Source organism: Burkholderia cepacia GG4 (genome assembly GCF_000292915.1).
Classification (GTDB): Bacteria; Pseudomonadota; Gammaproteobacteria; order Burkholderiales; family Burkholderiaceae; genus Burkholderia; species Burkholderia cepacia_D.
This window is the reverse complement of the sequence record NC_018513.1, coordinates 1,579,003-1,596,578: the sequence shown is the minus strand read 5'-3', so window position 1 is coordinate 1,596,578 and position 17,576 is coordinate 1,579,003. Positions and strand designations below refer to the sequence as shown.

Below are 17,576 nucleotides of genomic sequence, written 5' to 3'. Positions count from 1 at the left end.
GCGTGTGGTGACTCGAGTCGTAGCCGCCGCGCGCGCCCGATCCGCAGCGCGCGGCGCGACCTTCACTTCATATCGGCGCGTCAGCGCGACGCCTCCACGAGCGCCTGCGCCAGCGCGTTATGGCGCTCGATGACGGGCGGCAGGTCGAGCGTCGCGAGCCGCCCTTCCCGCACCACCACCTTCCCGTTCACCACCGTGTACGCCGTCTGCGACGGCGCGCAGAACACGAGCGCCGCGACCGGATCGTGCAGCGCGCCCGCGAACAGCGGCTGGCGCAGGTCGAATGCGGCGAAATCCGCGGCCATGCCCGGCTTCAGCGCACCGATGTCGTCACGGTTCAGCACCTTCGCGCCACCGAGCGTCGCGATCTCGAGCGCCTCGCGCGCGGTCATCGCATCGGGCCCGAAGCCGACCCGCTGCAGCAGCAGCGCCTGCCGGACTTCCGCGACCATCTGCGCACCGTCGTTCGACGCGGAACCGTCGACGCCGAGGCCGACCGGCACGCCCGCGAGGCGCATCTTCTTCACCGGCGCGATGCCGGACGCGAGCCGCATGTTCGAGCACGGACAGTGCGCGACACCGGTGCCGGTGCGCGCGAACAGGCCGATTCCCGCATCGTCGAGCTGCACGCAGTGCGCGTGCCACACATCGTGGCCGACCCAGCCGAGATCTTCCGCGTATTCGGCCGGCGTCATCCCGAACTTCTCGCGGCTGTATGCGATGTCGTTGACGTTCTCCGCCAGGTGCGTGTGCAGCGACACGCCGTATTCGCGCGCGAGCACGGCCGCGTCGCGCATCAGCTCGCGGCTCACCGAGAACGGCGAGCACGGCGCGACCACCACGCGCAGCATCGCGTAACGGCCTTCGTCGTGATAGGTCTCGATCAGGCGCTGCGTGTCGCGCAGGATCTCGGGCTCGCGCTCGACGACCGAATCGGGCGGCAGCCCGCCGTCGCGCTGACCGACGCTCATCGAGCCGCGGCTCGCGTGAAAGCGCATGCCGATCCGCTGCGCGGCGCCGATGCTGTCGTCGAGCCGGCTGCCGTTCGGGTAAATGTACAGGTGATCGCTCGACGTCGTGCAGCCCGACTGCAGCAGCTCGGCCATCGCGGTCAGCGTCGACACCTCGATCATCTCGGGCGTCAGGTGCGCCCAGATCCGGTACAGGTTCGTGAGCCAGCCGAACAGCTCGGCGTTCTGCGCAGCGGGCACCGCGCGCGTGAGGCTCTGGTACATGTGGTGGTGCGTGTTCACCAGCCCCGGGATCACCAGGTGGCCGCGCAGGTCGAGCACTTCGTCGGCGTGATCGGGCAGCTCGGCGCTCGGGCCGACCGCGACGATCCGGTTGTCTTCGATATAGAGCCCCGCGTCGCGCAGTTCGCGGCGCGTGTCGTCCATGGTCACGAGCACGTCAGCGTGCTTGACCAGCAGGGTTTTCGGGCGGGATGAGGAAGTGTTCGGCGCGCGTGCGCCAGCGTGCTGCTCGAGGTTCATGCGTTCTCCGCGTCGGTCTGCCCCCAGGGGCTGTCCTGGAGGCGGTCACACAGCCGTTCGAACGCTGAATCGCGGCACGCCCCGGTGCCTGCGTCCGTTCGAACGCCCTGGCCCGGTTACCCGGCGTGCTCGCCGTCTTCGGGGTACGCGCCGGCCATCGGCCGACGCGCACGGCGGGAGGATCGCCCAAGCGCGCGCCGCACACAATGCGCGATCCGGAATACCGCGCTTCAGGGTTCCGATATGGTACGCCGCGCAGGCCCCCGCCGGGCCCCTGAAAGCCCGCCGGAAGCCGCGTCCGGCGTGCCGTCGACAGCGGTTCATGCGCGGCGCATTATCTTTGATATCGCGCCCGTATTTGCGCGGGGAACCTTTTTACAATGCCTGCACGGCGCTCGCTTCAATCTCGCCGACGGGTATGTAGCCACGTGACGTGGAGCCTCGATCCGCCGCACAGTCAATGGATCGAGTCGCCGCCGAACCTCGCATTCACACAAGGACAATTGCGAATGGGAAAGCTCACTACCCACGTACTCGATACGGCGCACGGTCGTCCCGGCGCTGCCATCAAGGTGGACCTCTACGCGCTGGACGGCGAATCGCGCCGCGCGATCAAGACCGTGCTGACCAATAGCGACGGCCGCTGCGACGAACCCCTGCTCGAAGGCGCTGCGCTCGCCGCCGGCGAGTACGAGCTCGTATTCCATGCCGGCGACTACTTCGCGTCGCTCGGCGTGAAGGTTCCCGAACCCCGCTTCGTCGACCGCGTCGTGCTGCGCTTCGGCATCGCCGACACCGCATCGCACTACCACGTGCCGCTGCTCGTGTCGCCGTGGTCGTACAGCACCTATCGCGGCAGCTGACATTCGAATCAGCGCCCGCATCAAACAAACGATTTGAGTCTGGAGGAGTTTCATGGAAGGCTTCATCACCGACTGGCTGAACCTCGCGCTGCGATGGCTGCATGTCATCGTCGCCATTGCGTGGATCGGCGAGTCCTTCTATTTCGTCGCGCTCGACAACAGCCTGAAACCGCCCACCGACCCGAACCAGCGCAAGCGCGGTGTGTTCGGCGAACTGTGGCACGTCCACGGCGGCGGTTTCTACAACATGCAGAAGTACACGGTCGCCCCGCCGGAAATGCCGGATGACCTGCACTGGTCGAAGTGGCCGTCGTACACGACCTGGCTGTCGGGCTTCTCGCTGTTCTTCGTGCTGTACCTGCTCGCACCGAACACGTACCTGATCGACAAGAGCGTGCTCGACATGGGCCCGGTGGTCGCCGTCGCATCCGCGCTCGGCTTCCTCGCGGCCGGCTGGATCGTCTACGACTCGCTGTGCCGCCTCCTCGGCACCAACGATCGCGTGCTCGGCATCTGCGTCGGCATCTACGTCGTCGTCGCCGCGTACCTCGCATGCCACATCTTCTCGGGCCGTGCGGCGTACCTGATCGTCGGCGCGATGCTCGCGACGATCATGTCGGCGAACGTGTTCTTCGTGATCATCCCCGGCCAGCGCAAGATGGTCGACAAGATGCTCAAGGGTGAAGAACCGAACCCGATCTACGGCAAGCGCGGCAAGCAACGCTCGGTGCACAACACGTATTTCACGCTGCCGGTCGTGTTCGCGATGCTGTCGAACCACTATGCGATGACGTACACGAACAAGTTCAACTGGATCGTGCTCGTGCTGATCATGCTGGCCGGCGCGCTGATTCGTCAGTTCTTCGTGATGCGTCACCGCGGCAAGCAGCTGTGGTACCTGCCGATCGGCGGCGTCGCGCTGCTGTCGGGCGCACTGGTGTGGACGATGCCGAAGCCGGTCGCACCGGAAGCGCAGGCCGCGAACGCGCCGAAGATCGTGATCAACGACATCATGCCGATCCTGCAGCAGCGTTGCGTCGAGTGCCACTCGGCGAAGCCGACGCTGATGGGCAGCGCGCCCGCCGGCGTGATGTTCGACACGCCGGACGAAGTGTCGAAGAACGCGCAGCGTATCTACGAACAGGCCGTGCGCCTGAAGGCGATGCCGATCGGCAACGTCACGCACATGACCGACGACGAGCGCGTGAAGCTCGCCGCCTGGTTCGAGGGTGGTGCGGCCAAGTAAGCCGCCGTGCGCCGGGTGTCGGTTGCCGGCGCAATCCTCTCCGTTCGCGGGCCCGGAAACGGGCCCGTTTTTTTGCCTGTCCGGAATGCCTCGCCTGCTAGCCGCGCAGCGCGTCGCGCTGCAGCGCGACGAGCGCATCGAGCGCGCGCGGGCCGTCGTCGAATGGCACGAAGATGTGATCGTGATATGCGGCGGCCATTACGTTGCAGCTGATGCCTGCCGCGCCGAGGGCGCGTGCGAACGCGGCCGTCAGGCCGACCGCTGCCAGGTCCGAGTGCACGGTCAACGTGATCCACGCGGCGCGAAACAGCACCGGCCAACCGCGCCGCCCGGCCGTCTCCTCATCGACCACGACCGTCATGCCCTCCGCTTCGCGGAACGTTGCAATCGCTTCGGATAACGATATGTTTGCATCGACCGGTAGCACGACGAAGGCGAACGCACCGCGATGCAGCTCGGGCTGCATCGTGCGCAGCAGGATCGTGAGGTCGTTTTCAGGTTGGCTCATCGTGGGAACGGGCCCGGAACCGGGCGTCGTGCGGTGGCGATGCGGGCACGATAGCACGCGCCGGCGCGACTTCGTCTGCGAGCCAGCCGCGATATGCGAGCACACCGCGCCATGCTGCCCGCGCAGCGGGCATAAAAAAACCCGCGCAAATCGCGCGGGTTGCTTCGACATCAATGGCTGAAATGCCGCTCAGGCCGTCAGCGCATCGAGCGCGTCCTCGGTGAGCCAAAGCGATTCCTGCAGGTCCTGCTCGTTCAGGTTCAGGCCATCGCCGCCGCGATCGACGACGATGAAGTCGCTGACGCCGCCCAGCGCGATCAGCGGGTGATGCCACACGCCCTTCGCATAGTTGACGCCCTGCCACCCGCTCGTCACGAACGCGCGGATGTTCGACGGATCGAGATCGCCCGCGGGCGCGACGACGACGAGATACGGCTGGTCGTTCAGCGGCACGAACGCCTGGCTGCCGAGCGGATGGCGCTCGAGCATCTTCACTTCGAACGGCAGCGTGCGCGGCTGGCCGCGGAACAGGTTGACGAGCGTGCGGCCGTCTTCATCCGTCACGTCGACCTGCGCGAGATCGTGAAAGCGGATCGTCGTGCCGAGGTTGATCGGAATCTGCTTCGCACCTTCCGTTTCGATCACGTCGCCGAACGGCGCGAACGCTTCCTTGGTCAGTGGTTCGATTGCAAGCGTCTTCATTTGTCGAGCGTCCCCCACAGACGCAGGCGCGATACGCCGCCGTCCGGAATGATGTTCAGGCGCACGTGGGTCACCGGGCCCAGCGATGCGATGTCCTGTTCGAAATAGTGCTGCTTGTCCATCTGCAGCTTCTGTTCGCCGAGCAGCACCGGCCAGAACATCGACTGCGTGATCAGCGAGCTGTCGGTCCCGCCCGACACGTACGCGGCCTGGATCGAGCAGCGATCCGGGTAGTTGCCCTTGAAGAACGCGGTGTCGACTTCGATCTTGCGGATCACACCCGGCTGCGCGAGCGCGATGATCGCCCAGTCGTTGCCCGGTTCGCGGCGGCGGCGGGTTTCCCAGCCGTCGCCCATGTTCACGCCGCGGCCCGGCAGCAGCAGGTTCGACGCGACGCCGAAGTGCTGGTTGTTCGCGGCCACCACGTAGCCGCCGTTTTCCATCGCCGCGAGGTCGAACTGCTCGGTCGCGCTCGCGCCGGCCCAGTCGAGCTGCGGCTGGCCATACACGCGCAGGCGCGCGATGCCGCCGTCCGGATAGATGTTCACGCGCAGGTGCGTGAACGCACGGGTATCGCTCGCCGCGACGTAGTGATGGCTGTTGCCCTGCAGCGTCGTCGACGGCACGACCTCGACCCACTCGGTCGCGTGCGTCGGCGCGCCGTCGGCTACGAACGCGGCCTCGATCGACGCGGCCGGCGGGAAGTTGCCGGTGAAGTGGCTCGTGTCGATGTCGAAGCCCTTGATCACGCCGGGCCGCGCGAGCTTGACGATGCACCAGTCGTAGCCCGTCGTGCGCTTGCGGCGCGTCTCCCAGCCGTCCATCCACTTGCCGTGGTCGTCGTACTTGCCGGGGATGAATACCGCCGGCTCGGGGTTCAGCATCCGGTCCTTCGGCGCGAAGAAGTCGTCGCTGGCCTCGAGCGCCTGCGCACCGAGACGCGGGTCGGCGAGGTTCACGTAGCGCCGCGTGAAATCGGGTGCGTCGGGATCGAGAAGCGGAACAGCCATGATGTTTCCTTGTTTCAGTGATGCGATCAGGCCGCTGCCACGCAGCAGGCCGTCTTGCGGAGTCAGGCGTCGATCAGGTCGTCGAGGCGGAAGCGCGCGATCCGGTAGATCTGGTCGAGGCTCGCACGCAGTTCTTCGGTACGCGAATGATTCACGCGCGATTCGAAGTTCGCGATGATGCCGTGCCGGTCATAGCCGCGCACCGCGAGGATGAACGGGAAGCCGAACTTCTCGCGGTACGTGCGGTTCAGCGTCAGCAGCTTGTCGAACTCCTCCTGCGTGCACTGGTCGAGGCCCGCGCCGCTCTGCTCGCGCGTCGACTCGGCCGTCAGCTCGCCGCGCACGGCGGCCTTGCCGGCCAGCTCCGGGTGAGCGTTGATCAGTGCGAGCTGGCGCACTTCGCCGCCCGCCTCCACCGCACCCGACATCCTCTGGTGCAGCGCGTCGATGCTCGCGAACGGCCGCTCGCCCGCAGCGACCTCGGCCACCCACGGCGAATGTTCGAAGATCCCCGACAGCGCCGCGACGAATGCGCTCGGCGCCATCGTGTTCAGTTGCTCCAACGTGTAACGCATCGCCTTCATGCTTTCCCTTCGTTTCGATGATTGGGCTGATACGGATGATGTTCACGCCAATGACGCGCGATATCGACACGGCGCGTCACCCATACGCGATCGTGCTTCTCGATGTGATCGAGGAAACGCTGCAGCCCGCGGAAACGTCCCGGCCGGCCCAGCAGGCGGCAGTGCATGCCGATCGACAGCATCTTCGGCGCCTCGTCGCCCTCGGCGTACAGCACGTCGAACGCGTCGCGCAGGTAGTCGAAGAAGTGATCGCCGGTGTTGAAGCCTTGCGGCGTCGCGAAGCGCATGTCGTTCGTGTCGAGCGTGTACGGGACGATCAGTTGCGGCGACGTGCTGCCGCCCGACACTGCGACGTCCATCCAGAACGGCAGGTCGTCGCCGTAGTTGTCGGAGTCGTACAGGAAGCCGCCGTATTCCGCGACGAGACGGTGCGTGTTCGGGCTGTCGCGGCCGGTGTACCAGCCCAGCGGACGCTCGCCCGTCACGCGCTCGATCGCTTCCATCCCGAGGCGCATGTGCTCGGCCTCGAGTTCGGGCGTCATGCTCTGGTAGTGGATCCAGCGCCAGCCGTGGCACGCGATCTCATGGCCGAGCTCGACGAATGCGCGCGCGAGCTCCGGATGGCGCTCGATCGCCATGCCGACGCCGAATACCGTCAGCGGCAGCCCGCGCTTCTCGAATTCGCGCAGGATGCGCCACACGCCGGCCCGCGAACCGTATTCGTAGATCGACTCCATGCTCATGTGGCGGTCCGGATACGCGGCCGCGCCGACGATTTCGGACAGGAACTGTTCGGAACCCGGATCGCCGTGCAACACGCAGTTCTCGCCGCCCTCCTCGTAGTTCAGGACGAATTGCACGGCGACGCGGGCGCGCCCCGGCCAGTTCGCCTGAACGGGATGGCGGCCGTAGCCGATCAGGTCGCGAGGATAGTTGGGATCGAGTGACATGGTTCGAAGGGCGACGAAAGCTTGCTGAAATAATGGGTTCGCATCGCCCCGCGCGGCTGTCGGAGGCCGGCCGCGCGGGCTGATGCGATGACGGCCCAGTGTAGCGAAAACGTTCATACGCGCCCATACAGCGGCGCAGATAGTGCATGTCAGACGGAGTGTATGTGCGGTTGCGGCAAATTCGGGACCGGTTCCGATGCGGTGATCCCGCTGCGCGCCGTGGTGGCGACCGGCACGGCCGGCGACGCGTCGTCCGGCGGGCTGAAACGCGCGAATTCGCCGTCGTAGCGCTTCGGCAGCGGCCGCGCATAGTCGCCACGCTTCGCGGTCGCGAGCCGCAGCGCCACGAGCGCCTCGGCCCATTTGACGGCCGCCGTGACGCCCTCGACCACCGGCGCGCCGATCTGCTGCTCGATCTCGTGCGCGAATTCGGCCATCCCGGCACAGCCGAGCACGATTGCGTCGGCACCGTCCTCGTCGAGCGCGCGCCGGCATGCGTCGACGATGATCCGCCGCGCGGCCGAGCCTGGCCGATCGAGCTCGAGCACCGCGACGTCGGTCGCGCGCACGTTGCGGCAGAACCGCTTCATCCCGTAGCGCTCCGCGAGATGCCACGCCATCCCGCAGGTGCGGGCCAGCGTCGTGACGACCGAGAAGCCCGGCGCGAGCACGCTCGCCGCGTGCATCGCCGCCTCGGCGATCCCGATCACCGGCCCGCGCGCGACCTCGCGCGCCGCATACAGGCCGGGATCGCCGAAACACGCGATCACGTACGCGTCGAAGCCGTCGCGCTCGCCCTGCGCGATCTCGGCAAGGAGCCCGGGCGTCGCGAGCGCCTCGTCGTAATAGCCTTCGATCGACGGCGGCCCCATCGGCGGGCTCACGGCGACGATCGCGGTGCCCGCGGCCGCGACTTCGCGCGCGCAGCGGCCCATCGCGTCAGTCATCCGCTGCGTCGTGTTCGGATTGATCAGCTTGATCTTCATCGCGCGCTCCTCAGGCCTTCGTGCTCACGAGCAGCCGGTAGAACAGGAAGCCGAGCCCCGCGCCGATGAACCACGAGAAGTTCGCGGCGGCCTGCCAGCCCGGCACCATCACGCAGACGACGGCGATCACCGCGGCCGGCAGCAGCGCGGCGAGCGCGCGGCGGTTCACGCCGCCCGTGTACCAGTAGCTGCCGCGCTCCGACATCGTGTACAGGTCGTCGCGCACGATCCGGCCGCGCTTGACGAGGTAGAAGTCGGCGATCAGCACGCCGTACAGCGGACCGATGAATGCGCCGAGCACGTCGAGCGTGTAGTGGATCACGGCCGGGTTGTTAAACAGGTTCCACGGCGTGATGAAGATCGACGCGACGGCCGCGAGCATCCCGCCCGCGCGCCAGCTGATCAGCCGCGGCGCGACGTTCGAGAAGTCGAACGCGGGCGACACGAAGTTCGCGACGATGTTGATGCCGATCGTCGCAATCGTGAAGGTGAGCGCGCCGAGGATCACCGCGGTCGGATGGTCGATGCGGCCGACCGTCTCGACGGGATCGGTGATGAGCTCGCCGAACACCGGCAGCGTCGCGGCGGTGGTGATCACCGTGACGAGCGAGAACGCGAGGAAGTTGACCGGCAGCCCCCAGAAGTTGCCGCGCTTCACTTCGCCAAACGAGCGGCAGTAGCGCGAGAAGTCGCCGAAATTCAGCATCGGCCCGGAGAAGTACGACACGACGAGCGACACGGCCGTGATCATCACCGGAATCACTGCCGCGCCGTGATACTTGACGCCGCCGAGGTTGATGCCGATGTTGCGCCAGCCCGCGCGCCACACCATGTAGCCGGCCAGGATGAACATCACGACGTAGACGGCCGGGCCCGCGAAGTCGATGAACTTCTTGATCGTCTCCATCCCGTTCCAGAACACGAACGCCTGCAGCACCCACAGCAGCATGAAGCCGGCCCAGCCGACCGCCGACAGCCCGAGGAAGCCGTAGCGATGCACGTCCGCGTACGGCAGCCATTGCGGGAAGAACTTCAGCACGACGATCACGAGCGCGCTGGACGCGAGATAGGTCTGGATGCCGTACCACGCGATCGCGATCAGCCCGCGGATCACGGCCGGCACGTTCGCGCCGAGCACGCCGAACGTCGCGCGGCACGCCACCGGATACGGCACGCCGACCTGCTGGCTCGGCCGCGCGATCAGGTTGCACAACCGGTTCACGATCGTGATGCCGACGATCAGCGCGATCAGCACCTGCCAGCTCGTCAGCCCGAGCGCGAACAGGCTGCCCGCGAACACGTAGCCACCCACGCTGTGCACGTCCGACATCCAGAACGCGAAGATGTTGTACGAACCCCATGTCTGATTTTTTAGGGGTGCCAAATCTTCGTTGTACAGACGTTGACTGTAGCCGTCCGGCAACGCGGGGCCGCCGCCCTCGCCGCCTTGTTCCGCCGGGTACGCGCTGTCGTGCGCCACACTGAACTGAGCCATGACTTCTCCTTGACGCGGCCGGACAGCCGCTCCACCGTCATCGATATCGCTCCGGATCATCGCCCGGAGTCGGACTGGCGGCCGGCGGCGCAAACCGCCGGCCTGCATTGCTCTCGTCGTGTGGCGCGCGGCCGGGTTCGCGTCGCCGCTCAGGCGCCGCCGAACACTTCGCGCAAATCGACCTGCCCTTGCGCGGGCCGGTCCAGCATCTTCAGTTCGACATGCTGCAGGTGGTGCGCCATCAGCGTCACCGCCCGCTTCGAATCGCCCGCTTCCAGCGCGGTCAGGATCTCGTCGTGGTCGTCGCACGAGCACGGGCTGCGCCCGTGCGATTCGTACAGCGCCGACATCAGCGTCGAGCGTGCGACGAGCCCGTCGAGGCACTCGCAGAGCGTCGCATTGCCCGTCAGCGCCGCGAGCGCCGTATGGAATTCACCCGACAGACGGATCCAGGCCGCGAAATCGTGCCGCTCGAACGCCTTGCGTTCCTTGTCGATCAGCGCGGCGACGCCCTTCAGCCGCTTCGCGCCCGGCCCGGTCGCGAGCCGCTCGACCACAGCCAGCTCGATGATCCGGCGCATCTCGAACACCTCGTGCACGTCCTGCAGCGTCGGACTCGCGACGAACGCACCGCGGTTCGGCTCGAGATCGACCAGCTTGTCGGCCGCGAGCTGCGAGAGCGCCTGCCGAATCGTCCCGCGCTTCACGCCGAACACGTCGCAGAGCTGCGCTTCCGTCAGCTTCGCGCCGGGCGCGAGCCGATGCTCGAGGATCGCGGTGCGGATCCGCTCGGCGATCGCTTCGGGACCGGCTGCGCCGGACGGGGGGGTATCGGACTCGTTCATGTTCTGCATCGTGTGATGGTCCTCATCCTAGGACGGACATAAAGATTGTCAACAATTCTTTTCCCGTATTGCGCACAATCGGCGTGCATTTCTCTGTGCCAGATCGGTGCGCGGCGCTCACCATTCAGGCGCGACAAGCCTCACATGCTTGTCCTTGGCCGCTCACGGTGTATACCCTCCAGGCCATTTTGTTGACAAAAATGGTGCGTGGCACGCTGTCGCCTCGATCGATGGCGTCGAAAATTTGCGACCGTTAGTTGCATGCTTACTTAAAGAAAAAGGCGGGAAACCCCGCCTTTCGATGGTATCCGCCTGGCCCGCTCAGCCGAGATGCGGATAGTCCGACAGCGTGAGCCGGAAACCGTGCGCATTCGCGACGAGCTGCGCCTGCGCGCCGAACGGCAGCGTCAGCAAGTCGGGCACATGGCCGAACTGCAGCCCCGTGACGACCGGAATGCCGATCACCGAGCGCACCTGCTCGATCATCGCCTGCATGTCGTAGCCGTTGTCGTACTCGAACGGCCGCGCGCCCGTGAACTGGCCGAGCACGAGCGCCTGCTGGCGCGCGAGCAGCCCCGACAGGTGCAACTGGTAGATCATCCGTTCGATCCGGAACGGCTGTTCGTTGACGTCCTCGACGAACAGGATGCCGCCGTCGATGTCGGGCATGTACGGCGTGCCGACGAGCGACGTGAGGATCGCGAGGTTGCCGCCCCACAGCGTGCCCGTCACGTTCACGGTTTGCACCTGCGGTGCTTCGGTGATGATCGTCGCGGTCGGCTGCGACAGCGTCTTCCAGAAATGCCGCATCGTGAAGTCGCTCGGCGTTTCCGCGCCGAAGTCGGCGGACAGCATCGGGCCGCCGAAGGTCTTGATGCGCGCCTTCGCATACAGCGCGAGTTGGATCGCGGTGAAGTCGCTGTGGCCGACGAGCGCGATCGGCTGATCGCGCAAGCGGCGTTCGAGGCCGCGATAGTCGAGCCCGTGCAGGATGCGCGCGGCGCCGTAGCCGCCGCGCACCGCGAGCGCGATATCCGGCAGCGGCCGCTCGGGGTCGGCCAGGCGGTTCAGGTCGCCTGCCCGCTCACCGTCGGTGCCGCCGAAACGCTGAAAGCGGCGCTGCGTCGCGTCGAGGTTCTCGATGCGGTGCTGCGCGCCGCTCAGGCGCTCGAGCGCGCGATTGATCGCGTCGGGGTCGTGCGGATAACCGGACGGCGCCAGCAGGCGGATGGTGTAGGACGCGGCGGGCTGGAAGGACATGGCGAAAGGTGTCGGGTCGTCAAACCTGCTTAGAGGGTCCGAACCGTCTCCGGTTCACGGAACCGCGCAGCTCGTCCCGTTCGGGGCGACGGGCGCGGCCGGGGCGCTCATGACGCGCCGGATTCGGCGTCGCGGGCCAGCCGTGCTTCACGCAGCGCGCGGCGGCGCTCCGCGAAGAACGACTTCAGCGCGGCGCCGCACTCGTCGGCGAGCACGCCGCCGGTCACGTCGGTATGGTGATTGAGCTGAGGATTCGCGAACGCGTCGATCACGCTGCCGCACGCGCCCGTCTTCGGATCGGCGGCGCCGTAGACCACCCGCGCGATGCGCGCGTGCATGATCGCGCCCGCGCACATCAGGCACGGCTCGAGCGTCACGTACAGTTCGCAGCCGGGCATCCGGTAATTCTGCAGATGCTGCGCGGCCATGCGCAGCGCGGCCATTTCCGCGTGGGCCGACGGATCGTGTCCGCCGATCGGATGGTTGAAACCGCGTGCGATCACTTCGTTGCCGCGCACCAGCACCGCGCCGACCGGCACTTCACCGGCCGCGCGCGCCTCTTCGGCGGCGGCCTGCGCAAGACGCATGAAGTGCAGGTCGCGCGCCGACACCGGCGCGGCTTCCGGTGCGGCTTCCGGTGCGGCAGCAGGAGAATGGCAAGCGGCAGCGGCTTCGGCTGCTGCGTCGCTCAGCGCGTCGGCGCTCACATCGGCCCCGCTTCGGCGGAAACATCGTCGAGCCCGCGCTCGCACAGACGTTCCGCGATGCGCCGGCAATAGTCGCGCGGCATCACCATCGGGCCTCCGCGCAGCGATTCGAGTGCCATGTCGAGCGCGAGGATCTTCGCCTGCAGCCGGCAGCGCGCGGCACGGTCGCTGACCGCCTGCAGTTCGTCCTGCAGGTTGCGCAGCGCGCGCAGTTGCTCGACGGCCGGCGGCACGAAGCCCGCATTCTTCAGGATACGGTTGGCCACCCGCACCTCCTCGGGTACGAGCAGGTCGTCATCCAGCGCCTGGGGCGCGCCGGTACCCGGCAAATCGTCGAACTCGCCCCGCGCGGCGGCGGCGGCGATGCGTTGTTCGACCAGTGCGTCAAGCAGTCTCATCAGTCAATCGGAACAAATGCGGCAGCCGAATTCTAGCAGGGTGACGTGCGTATGACAGGCCCTTCGAAGGTATGCTCGATATTGTGTGTTTAGGGGCCAAATCGGTGCGCATGCGCGCTGATCGCCGCGACTTGCCGTTGTGCTGCGCCGCAGCAGGCCCCGCGCGGTTTTGGCGCGGTTTGAGCAGGCCATGTCCGGCCCTGTTTTTTTATTTTCGCCCGGGCCGATCGGTGTTCGTCATCCCGCCGAAATCGCCGTTTCGTGACGGCTGGGTCATGCGGTGATCGGCTGCGACCGCTCCTTCGGAAACGGCCGGAACATCATCGCGACGAGGAACGCACCGATGCCGATTGCGAATGATCCGATGTACAGCCAGCCGTAGCTGCCCAGCGCATCGACGATCAGGCCGCCGGCGACGATGCGCTCGACGCGCGCTGGTTCGATCCCGGCGAACTCGAGCGAGACGATCTGCCGATGAGCGCGGGCGTACGCGACGTTGCGCATCGGGCGATCGAGCGGGCCGCCGTTCTGCGCGACACGCGCCGACCCACCACGACTTGATGCGGCACCGCCGTCGTTCCTGCATACCGTGCGGGCCGACCGATCGGGAGCATGACGGTATCGGCTACCCGCCGAGCCATGCATCACCAAACATCCAGCCATGAGCATCGCCCCGCTACGCGCGTCGGCGCGGCAGCATGCGCTCGGCGACCGTGAACGCACGCTGCATGAAGTGATTGAACCGCTCGGCGTCTCGCCGCAGTCCGGCCTGCTGGCCGCCAATCAGACACAGGTGCGCGACCTGCCCCACGATCTCGGCTTCGCCCGGCATGCGGACCCACCGACGGGACGTCTCGACCGCGAATGCGAGGCGCGTGGCATCGACGCGCTGCTGGAATTCCGCAACCAGCGCGTCCTGCAATGCCCATGCGCGGATCGCCACTTCGCGTCCCGGTCGCTTCTCTGCAGCGATGCGCAGGTAACGCGTCAGCGTGTCGCCCGCACTGCGGCCGTCCGCCGCGTAGGCAAGCATGCGTGCCGTGTAGTCGTTCTCCCACGCGGTCAGCAACGTCCTGACGAAGTCCTCCCGATTCCGGAAGTGGTGATAGAACGAGCCGCGGGTCACGTTCAGCCGTCGTGCGAGACTCTCGGCCGAAATGCCCGCATGCCCTTCCCCATCGAGGGCGTCGAAGCCCGCTGCGATCCAGTCGTTTCGAGTCAGTGTGCGCATCGGCATCGCCATACAGGCTGTGTATGGTGCGGCATGGACAGATAGGCTGCGAACTCTATCACGGCCACCGCCGCTTCCGGCAAGGCGCCGCTACTCATGGAGTTCGCGTTGAAAGACATCGCGCTCGTTGCATTCGACCAGTTCACCGACCTCGACCTGTTCCTGATGTGGGACATTCTCGGTCGCAACACCGCGGACTGGCGTGTCCGGATTCTCGGCGCGCAGCCGGTGCTGCGTTCCGCACATGGTCTGGCCATCCCCGTTCACGGCCCGCTCGAGGACGCCAATCGCGCCGACGCCGTGCTGTTTTCGAGCGGCAGGCAAGGCATACCGGCCGCGCTCGCGAACCCGGATTTCCTGCCGTCGTTCGATCTCGATCCGGCGCGCCAGACCATCGGATCGATCTGCGCGGGCGCCTTCGTCCTCGAGCGGCTCGGACTCTTGCCGGGCGGCCGGGCAACGACGCACCCCGACGCGCGACGCGGCCTGATGGATCGCGGGCTGCAGGTGCCGGACCAGCCGCTGGTGTGCCACGGCAACGTCGCGACGGCAGGCGGATGCGTGGCGGCGCTCTATCTGACGGGATGGCTCGTGGAATCGATGTTCGATGCGGACAAGCGGCGCGAGACGTTGCTGCCGGTCCTGCCCGCCGGACAACGGGCACTTTACGAGGACATCATCGAACTCAGCATTCGACAAGGAAAGGGGCAGGCTTCGGGATCGATCAGGATGATCGATGCCGGCGGCCACGTGCTGCCATAGGGCGTGACAGGCAGACGCTCCGCGTGCGGCGGCCGACCGGTGCCACGCACCTCCGTACCCGGGCCAGGCATGACGGCGAAGAAAACACTGCGCTCCGGCGACAATCGAATCGCTGCCGCCGATCGCACAAACAACAACGCCCGGCAGGTCATCCCCGCCGGGCGTTTGCATCATCCGATGCCGGCATCAGTCATCGAGGCACACCTCGACGCCGACGCTCACTCCCACTCGATCGTCGCCGGCGGCTTGCCCGAGATGTCGTACACCACGCGGTTGATGCCGCGCACCTCGTTGATGATCCGGTTCGACGCGCGGCCGAGCAGCGCGTACGGCAGGTGCGCCCAGTGCGCGGTCATGAAGTCGGTGGTCTGCACCGCGCGCAGCGACGTCACGTAGTCGTACGTACGGCCATCGCCCATCACGCCGACCGACTTCACCGGCAGGAACACCGCGAACGCCTGGCTCGTCAGGTCGTACCAGCTCTTGCCGACATCCGCGTCGCCGCACAGGCCCGCTGCCGCATCCTGCGCGGTCGCGGTCGTGTTGCGCAGCTCCTCGATGAAGATCGCGTCCGCGCGACGCAGCAGGTCCGCGTACTCGCGCTTCACTTCGCCGAGAATCCGCACGCCGAGGCCCGGGCCCGGGAACGGATGGCGATACACCATCTCCGGCGGCAGGCCGAGCGCGACGCCCAGCTCGCGCACTTCGTCCTTGAACAGGTCGCGCAGCGGCTCGAGCAGCTTCAGGCCGAGCGTTTCCGGCAGGCCGCCGACGTTGTGGTGGCTCTTGATCGTCGTCGCCTTCTTCGTCTTCGTGCCGCCCGATTCGACCACGTCCGGGTAGATCGTGCCCTGCGCGAGCCACTTCGCCTTCGACAGCTTCTGCGCCTCGGCCTGGAACACCTCGACGAACTCGCGGCCGATGATCTTGCGCTTCGCTTCCGGATCGGTCACGCCGGCCAGGTGGCCGAGGAACTGCTCGGACGCGTCGACGTGCACGACCTTCGCATGCAGGCGGCCCTCGAACATGTCGAGCACCATCTTGCCTTCGTTCAGGCGCAGCAGGCCGTGGTCGACGAACACGCAGGTCAGCTGGTCGCCGATCGCGCGATGGATCAGCGCAGCCGCGACGCTCGAATCGACACCGCCGGACAGGCCGAGAATCACTTCCTCGTCACCGACCTGCTCGCGAATCTTCGCGACGGCTTCCTCGATGTGATTCTTCATGATCCAGTCGGGCTTCGCGCCGGCGATCTGCAGCACGAAGCGTTCGATGATCTGGCGGCCCTTCACGGTGTGCGTGACTTCCGGGTGGAACTGCACCGCGTAGTAGCCGCGCGCCTCGTCGGCCATGCCGGCGATCGGGCAGCTCGGCGTCGACGCCATCAGCGCGAAGCCCGGCGGCAGCTCGGCAACCTTGTCGCCGTGGCTCATCCAGACCTTCAGCATCCCGTGGCCTTCGGCCGTCGTGAAATCCTCGATGCCGTCGAGCAGGCGCGTGTGGCCGTGCGCGCGCATTTCCGCGTAGCCGAATTCGCGATGGTCGCTCCACTCGACCTTGCCGCCGAGCTGCACGGCCATCGTCTGCATGCCGTAGCAGATGCCGAGCACCGGCACGCCGAGATCCCACACGGCCTGCGGCGCGCGCAGCTGGTGGTCTTCGTACGTGCTCGCGTGGCTGCCCGACAGGATCACCGCCTTCGGCGCGAACTCGCGGACGAAGTCGTCGGACACGTCGTTCGGGTGGATTTCGCAGTAGACGTGCGCTTCGCGCACGCGCCGCGCGATCAATTGGGTGACTTGCGAACCGAAGTCGAGAATCAGGATTTTGTCGTGCATGGCTGCGGACGGGATGAAGAGAATAAGAAAAGCAGCGCATCAAGCGCTGCGTCAATAGCATGGACAGCGGCGTCGGGCGGCAGGTGGCTCGCGCGACGCATCGCCGGTCAATCCTGCAGCGGCGGGCGCGCGTCGAATGCGACGCTGCCAGACGCTCGGTCGGAGGCGGCCGACGTGGCTGCCGCAGGCGCCGCCGGACGGCTGACGACCGGTTCGACACGCTGCTGCGGTGCGGAGGCCGGCGCCGGTTCGGCCTGGCGCTGCGCGCCACGAGCCTCGAGCGCCTGCGCCTTCTCGCGCCGCCGCACGGCCGATGCGAGCCGCACGCCGCCGATGCCGAGCACGATCAGCGCGACCCCGGCCATGGCCGACAGCACCCTGCCGGCGGCCGCGAGCGCGGGACCGTTGCCGGTGCCGAACGACCACACGACCGTCAGCACGCCGATCAGCCAGTTCACATGGCCGACCACGCGCGCGACGGGCGCCGTGAGTTCGCCGTTGACCGCTGCGTGAAACGCGAGCCACGCGAGCCCGAGCAGCGCGATGCCGAACGCCTGGCCGAGCATCGCCGGCTGGATGTTCGCCAACTGCAGCGCGTTGAACAGCGCCTGCCAGGGCGTCAGCACGAACAGCACGCCGAACGCCAGCAGCAGCACGGCATCGACGATCAGCACGGCTCGCAGCAGCGGTTTCATCGG

At 67.0% G+C, this 17,576-nt stretch carries 18 protein-coding genes and 2 pseudogenes; 4 read left to right on the top strand and 16 right to left on the bottom strand.

Features of this window, described 5'->3' with window-relative positions; genetic code table 11:
- Positions 1-80: 80 nt before the first annotated feature.
- Positions 81-1,493 carry an 8-oxoguanine deaminase gene (locus GEM_RS07295; RefSeq protein WP_014896777.1) on the bottom strand — a complete coding sequence of 471 codons (1,413 nt, stop codon included), beginning with the start codon at positions 1,491-1,493 and terminating at the stop codon, positions 81-83.
- Between the two features lie 509 nt (positions 1,494-2,002).
- On the opposite strand from GEM_RS07295, the gene uraH reads away from it, so the two are divergent.
- The gene (gene uraH, locus GEM_RS07290; RefSeq protein WP_011657188.1) at positions 2,003-2,356 is read left to right on the top strand and encodes a hydroxyisourate hydrolase; all 354 of its coding nucleotides are present in this window, start codon (positions 2,003-2,005) and stop codon (positions 2,354-2,356) included.
- A 52-nt stretch (positions 2,357-2,408) separates the two neighbouring features.
- Positions 2,409-3,602: a urate hydroxylase PuuD gene (locus tag GEM_RS07285; protein ID WP_014896776.1), complete on the top strand. Its 1,194-nt coding sequence runs from the start codon at positions 2,409-2,411 to the stop codon at positions 3,600-3,602.
- A gap of 97 nt (positions 3,603-3,699) precedes the next feature.
- Here the strand turns inward: GEM_RS07285 and GEM_RS07280 are convergent, their stop codons facing one another.
- The 12 genes and pseudogenes from GEM_RS07280 to GEM_RS31135 all read right to left on the bottom strand — a co-directional run.
- Positions 3,700-4,110, bottom strand: a complete 411-nt coding sequence (locus tag GEM_RS07280; RefSeq protein ID WP_014896775.1) for an ACT domain-containing protein — start codon at positions 4,108-4,110, stop codon at positions 3,700-3,702.
- A gap of 189 nt (positions 4,111-4,299) precedes the next feature.
- Positions 4,300-4,812 carry an ureidoglycolate lyase gene (locus tag GEM_RS07275; protein ID WP_014896774.1) on the bottom strand — a complete coding sequence of 171 codons (513 nt, stop codon included), beginning with the start codon at positions 4,810-4,812 and terminating at the stop codon, positions 4,300-4,302.
- Complete coding sequence (gene alc, locus GEM_RS07270) at positions 4,809-5,822, bottom strand: allantoicase (RefSeq protein ID WP_014896773.1); 1,014 nt, start codon at positions 5,820-5,822, stop codon at positions 4,809-4,811. Before alc ends, GEM_RS07275 begins: the two co-directional genes overlap by 4 nt.
- A 62-nt stretch (positions 5,823-5,884) precedes the next feature.
- The gene (gene uraD / locus GEM_RS07265; protein WP_014896772.1) at positions 5,885-6,406 is read right to left on the bottom strand and encodes a 2-oxo-4-hydroxy-4-carboxy-5-ureidoimidazoline decarboxylase; all 522 of its coding nucleotides are present in this window, start codon (positions 6,404-6,406) and stop codon (positions 5,885-5,887) included.
- Positions 6,403-7,356: an allantoinase PuuE gene (gene puuE, locus GEM_RS07260; protein ID WP_014896771.1), complete on the bottom strand. Its 954-nt coding sequence runs from the start codon at positions 7,354-7,356 to the stop codon at positions 6,403-6,405. The genes uraD and puuE overlap by 4 nt, the downstream gene beginning before the upstream one ends.
- Before the next feature lie 149 nt (positions 7,357-7,505).
- On the bottom strand, positions 7,506-8,342 hold the full coding sequence (locus tag GEM_RS07255) for an aspartate/glutamate racemase family protein (RefSeq protein WP_014896770.1): 837 nt from the start codon (positions 8,340-8,342) through the stop codon (positions 7,506-7,508).
- A gap of 10 nt (positions 8,343-8,352) precedes the next feature.
- The gene (locus GEM_RS07250) at positions 8,353-9,837 is read right to left on the bottom strand and encodes an NCS1 family nucleobase:cation symporter-1 (RefSeq protein ID WP_014896769.1); all 1,485 of its coding nucleotides are present in this window, start codon (positions 9,835-9,837) and stop codon (positions 8,353-8,355) included.
- Between the two features lie 149 nt (positions 9,838-9,986).
- Positions 9,987-10,691 carry a GntR family transcriptional regulator gene (locus tag GEM_RS07245; protein ID WP_014896768.1) on the bottom strand — a complete coding sequence of 235 codons (705 nt, stop codon included), beginning with the start codon at positions 10,689-10,691 and terminating at the stop codon, positions 9,987-9,989.
- Positions 10,692-11,003: 312 nt separating this feature from the next.
- On the bottom strand, positions 11,004-11,942 hold the full coding sequence (gene ldcA, locus GEM_RS07240; RefSeq protein WP_014896767.1) for a muramoyltetrapeptide carboxypeptidase: 939 nt from the start codon (positions 11,940-11,942) through the stop codon (positions 11,004-11,006).
- A 107-nt stretch (positions 11,943-12,049) separates the two neighbouring features.
- Positions 12,050-12,649 (bottom strand): tRNA adenosine(34) deaminase TadA, encoded by a 600-nt coding sequence (tadA, locus tag GEM_RS07235; protein WP_041490475.1) that lies wholly within the window; start codon positions 12,647-12,649, stop codon positions 12,050-12,052.
- Positions 12,646-13,047 (bottom strand): DnaJ family domain-containing protein, encoded by a 402-nt coding sequence (locus tag GEM_RS07230; protein WP_014896765.1) that lies wholly within the window; start codon positions 13,045-13,047, stop codon positions 12,646-12,648. The genes tadA and GEM_RS07230 overlap by 4 nt, the downstream gene beginning before the upstream one ends.
- A gap of 273 nt (positions 13,048-13,320) precedes the next feature.
- Positions 13,321-13,464, bottom strand: a pseudogene (locus tag GEM_RS31135) (MFS transporter); the annotation flags it as partial.
- On the opposite strand from GEM_RS31135, the pseudogene GEM_RS32150 reads away from it, so the two are divergent.
- Positions 13,453-13,608 (top strand): annotated as a pseudogene (locus tag GEM_RS32150) (ADP-ribose pyrophosphatase); the annotation flags it as partial. The pseudogenes GEM_RS31135 and GEM_RS32150 overlap by 12 nt on opposite strands.
- 115 nt (positions 13,609-13,723) lie before the next feature.
- Here GEM_RS32150 and GEM_RS07220 read toward each other — a convergent pair.
- Positions 13,724-14,278, bottom strand: a complete 555-nt coding sequence (locus tag GEM_RS07220) for a TetR/AcrR family transcriptional regulator (protein WP_041490630.1) — start codon at positions 14,276-14,278, stop codon at positions 13,724-13,726.
- Between the two features lie 96 nt (positions 14,279-14,374).
- Between GEM_RS07220 and GEM_RS07215 the strand changes: the two genes are divergently transcribed.
- On the top strand, positions 14,375-15,040 hold the full coding sequence (locus GEM_RS07215) for a DJ-1/PfpI family protein (RefSeq protein WP_014896762.1): 666 nt from the start codon (positions 14,375-14,377) through the stop codon (positions 15,038-15,040).
- 218 nt (positions 15,041-15,258) lie between these two features.
- On the opposite strand, the gene guaA is transcribed toward GEM_RS07215, so the two are convergent.
- Positions 15,259-16,878, bottom strand: coding sequence for a glutamine-hydrolyzing GMP synthase (gene guaA / locus GEM_RS07210; RefSeq protein ID WP_014896761.1), 1,620 nt, complete (start codon positions 16,876-16,878; stop codon positions 15,259-15,261).
- 107 nt (positions 16,879-16,985) lie between these two features.
- On the bottom strand, positions 16,986-17,573 hold the full coding sequence (locus GEM_RS07205; protein ID WP_014896760.1) for a hypothetical protein: 588 nt from the start codon (positions 17,571-17,573) through the stop codon (positions 16,986-16,988).
- Between the last annotated feature and the right edge of the window lie 3 nt (positions 17,574-17,576).

Excerpts from the sequence above, each read along its gene's own strand:
- GEM_RS07295 (WP_014896777.1), bottom strand. The coding sequence starts at position 1,493 with ATGAACCTCGAGCAGCACGCTGGCGCACGCGCGCCGAACACTTCCTCA.
- GEM_RS07230 (WP_014896765.1), bottom strand. The coding sequence starts at position 13,047 with ATGAGACTGCTTGACGCACTGGTCGAACAACGCATCGCCGCCGCCGCC.
- GEM_RS07220 (WP_041490630.1), bottom strand. The coding sequence starts at position 14,278 with ATGCGCACACTGACTCGAAACGACTGGATCGCAGCGGGCTTCGACGCC.
- uraD (WP_014896772.1), bottom strand. The coding sequence starts at position 6,406 with ATGAAGGCGATGCGTTACACGTTGGAGCAACTGAACACGATGGCGCCG.
- uraH (WP_011657188.1), top strand. The coding sequence starts at position 2,003 with ATGGGAAAGCTCACTACCCACGTACTCGATACGGCGCACGGTCGTCCC.
- guaA (WP_014896761.1), bottom strand. The coding sequence starts at position 16,878 with ATGCACGACAAAATCCTGATTCTCGACTTCGGTTCGCAAGTCACCCAA.
- GEM_RS07245 (WP_014896768.1), bottom strand. The coding sequence starts at position 10,691 with ATGCAGAACATGAACGAGTCCGATACCCCCCCGTCCGGCGCAGCCGGT.
- GEM_RS07280 (WP_014896775.1), bottom strand. The coding sequence starts at position 4,110 with ATGAGCCAACCTGAAAACGACCTCACGATCCTGCTGCGCACGATGCAG.
- alc (WP_014896773.1), bottom strand. The coding sequence starts at position 5,822 with ATGGCTGTTCCGCTTCTCGATCCCGACGCACCCGATTTCACGCGGCGC.
- puuE (WP_014896771.1), bottom strand. The coding sequence starts at position 7,356 with ATGTCACTCGATCCCAACTATCCTCGCGACCTGATCGGCTACGGCCGC.
- GEM_RS07255 (WP_014896770.1), bottom strand. The coding sequence starts at position 8,342 with ATGAAGATCAAGCTGATCAATCCGAACACGACGCAGCGGATGACTGAC.
- GEM_RS07250 (WP_014896769.1), bottom strand. The coding sequence starts at position 9,837 with ATGGCTCAGTTCAGTGTGGCGCACGACAGCGCGTACCCGGCGGAACAA.
- GEM_RS07285 (WP_014896776.1), top strand. The coding sequence starts at position 2,409 with ATGGAAGGCTTCATCACCGACTGGCTGAACCTCGCGCTGCGATGGCTG.
- GEM_RS07205 (WP_014896760.1), bottom strand. The coding sequence starts at position 17,573 with ATGAAACCGCTGCTGCGAGCCGTGCTGATCGTCGATGCCGTGCTGCTG.
- GEM_RS07215 (WP_014896762.1), top strand. The coding sequence starts at position 14,375 with ATGGAGTTCGCGTTGAAAGACATCGCGCTCGTTGCATTCGACCAGTTC.
- GEM_RS07275 (WP_014896774.1), bottom strand. The coding sequence starts at position 4,812 with ATGAAGACGCTTGCAATCGAACCACTGACCAAGGAAGCGTTCGCGCCG.
- ldcA (WP_014896767.1), bottom strand. The coding sequence starts at position 11,942 with ATGTCCTTCCAGCCCGCCGCGTCCTACACCATCCGCCTGCTGGCGCCG.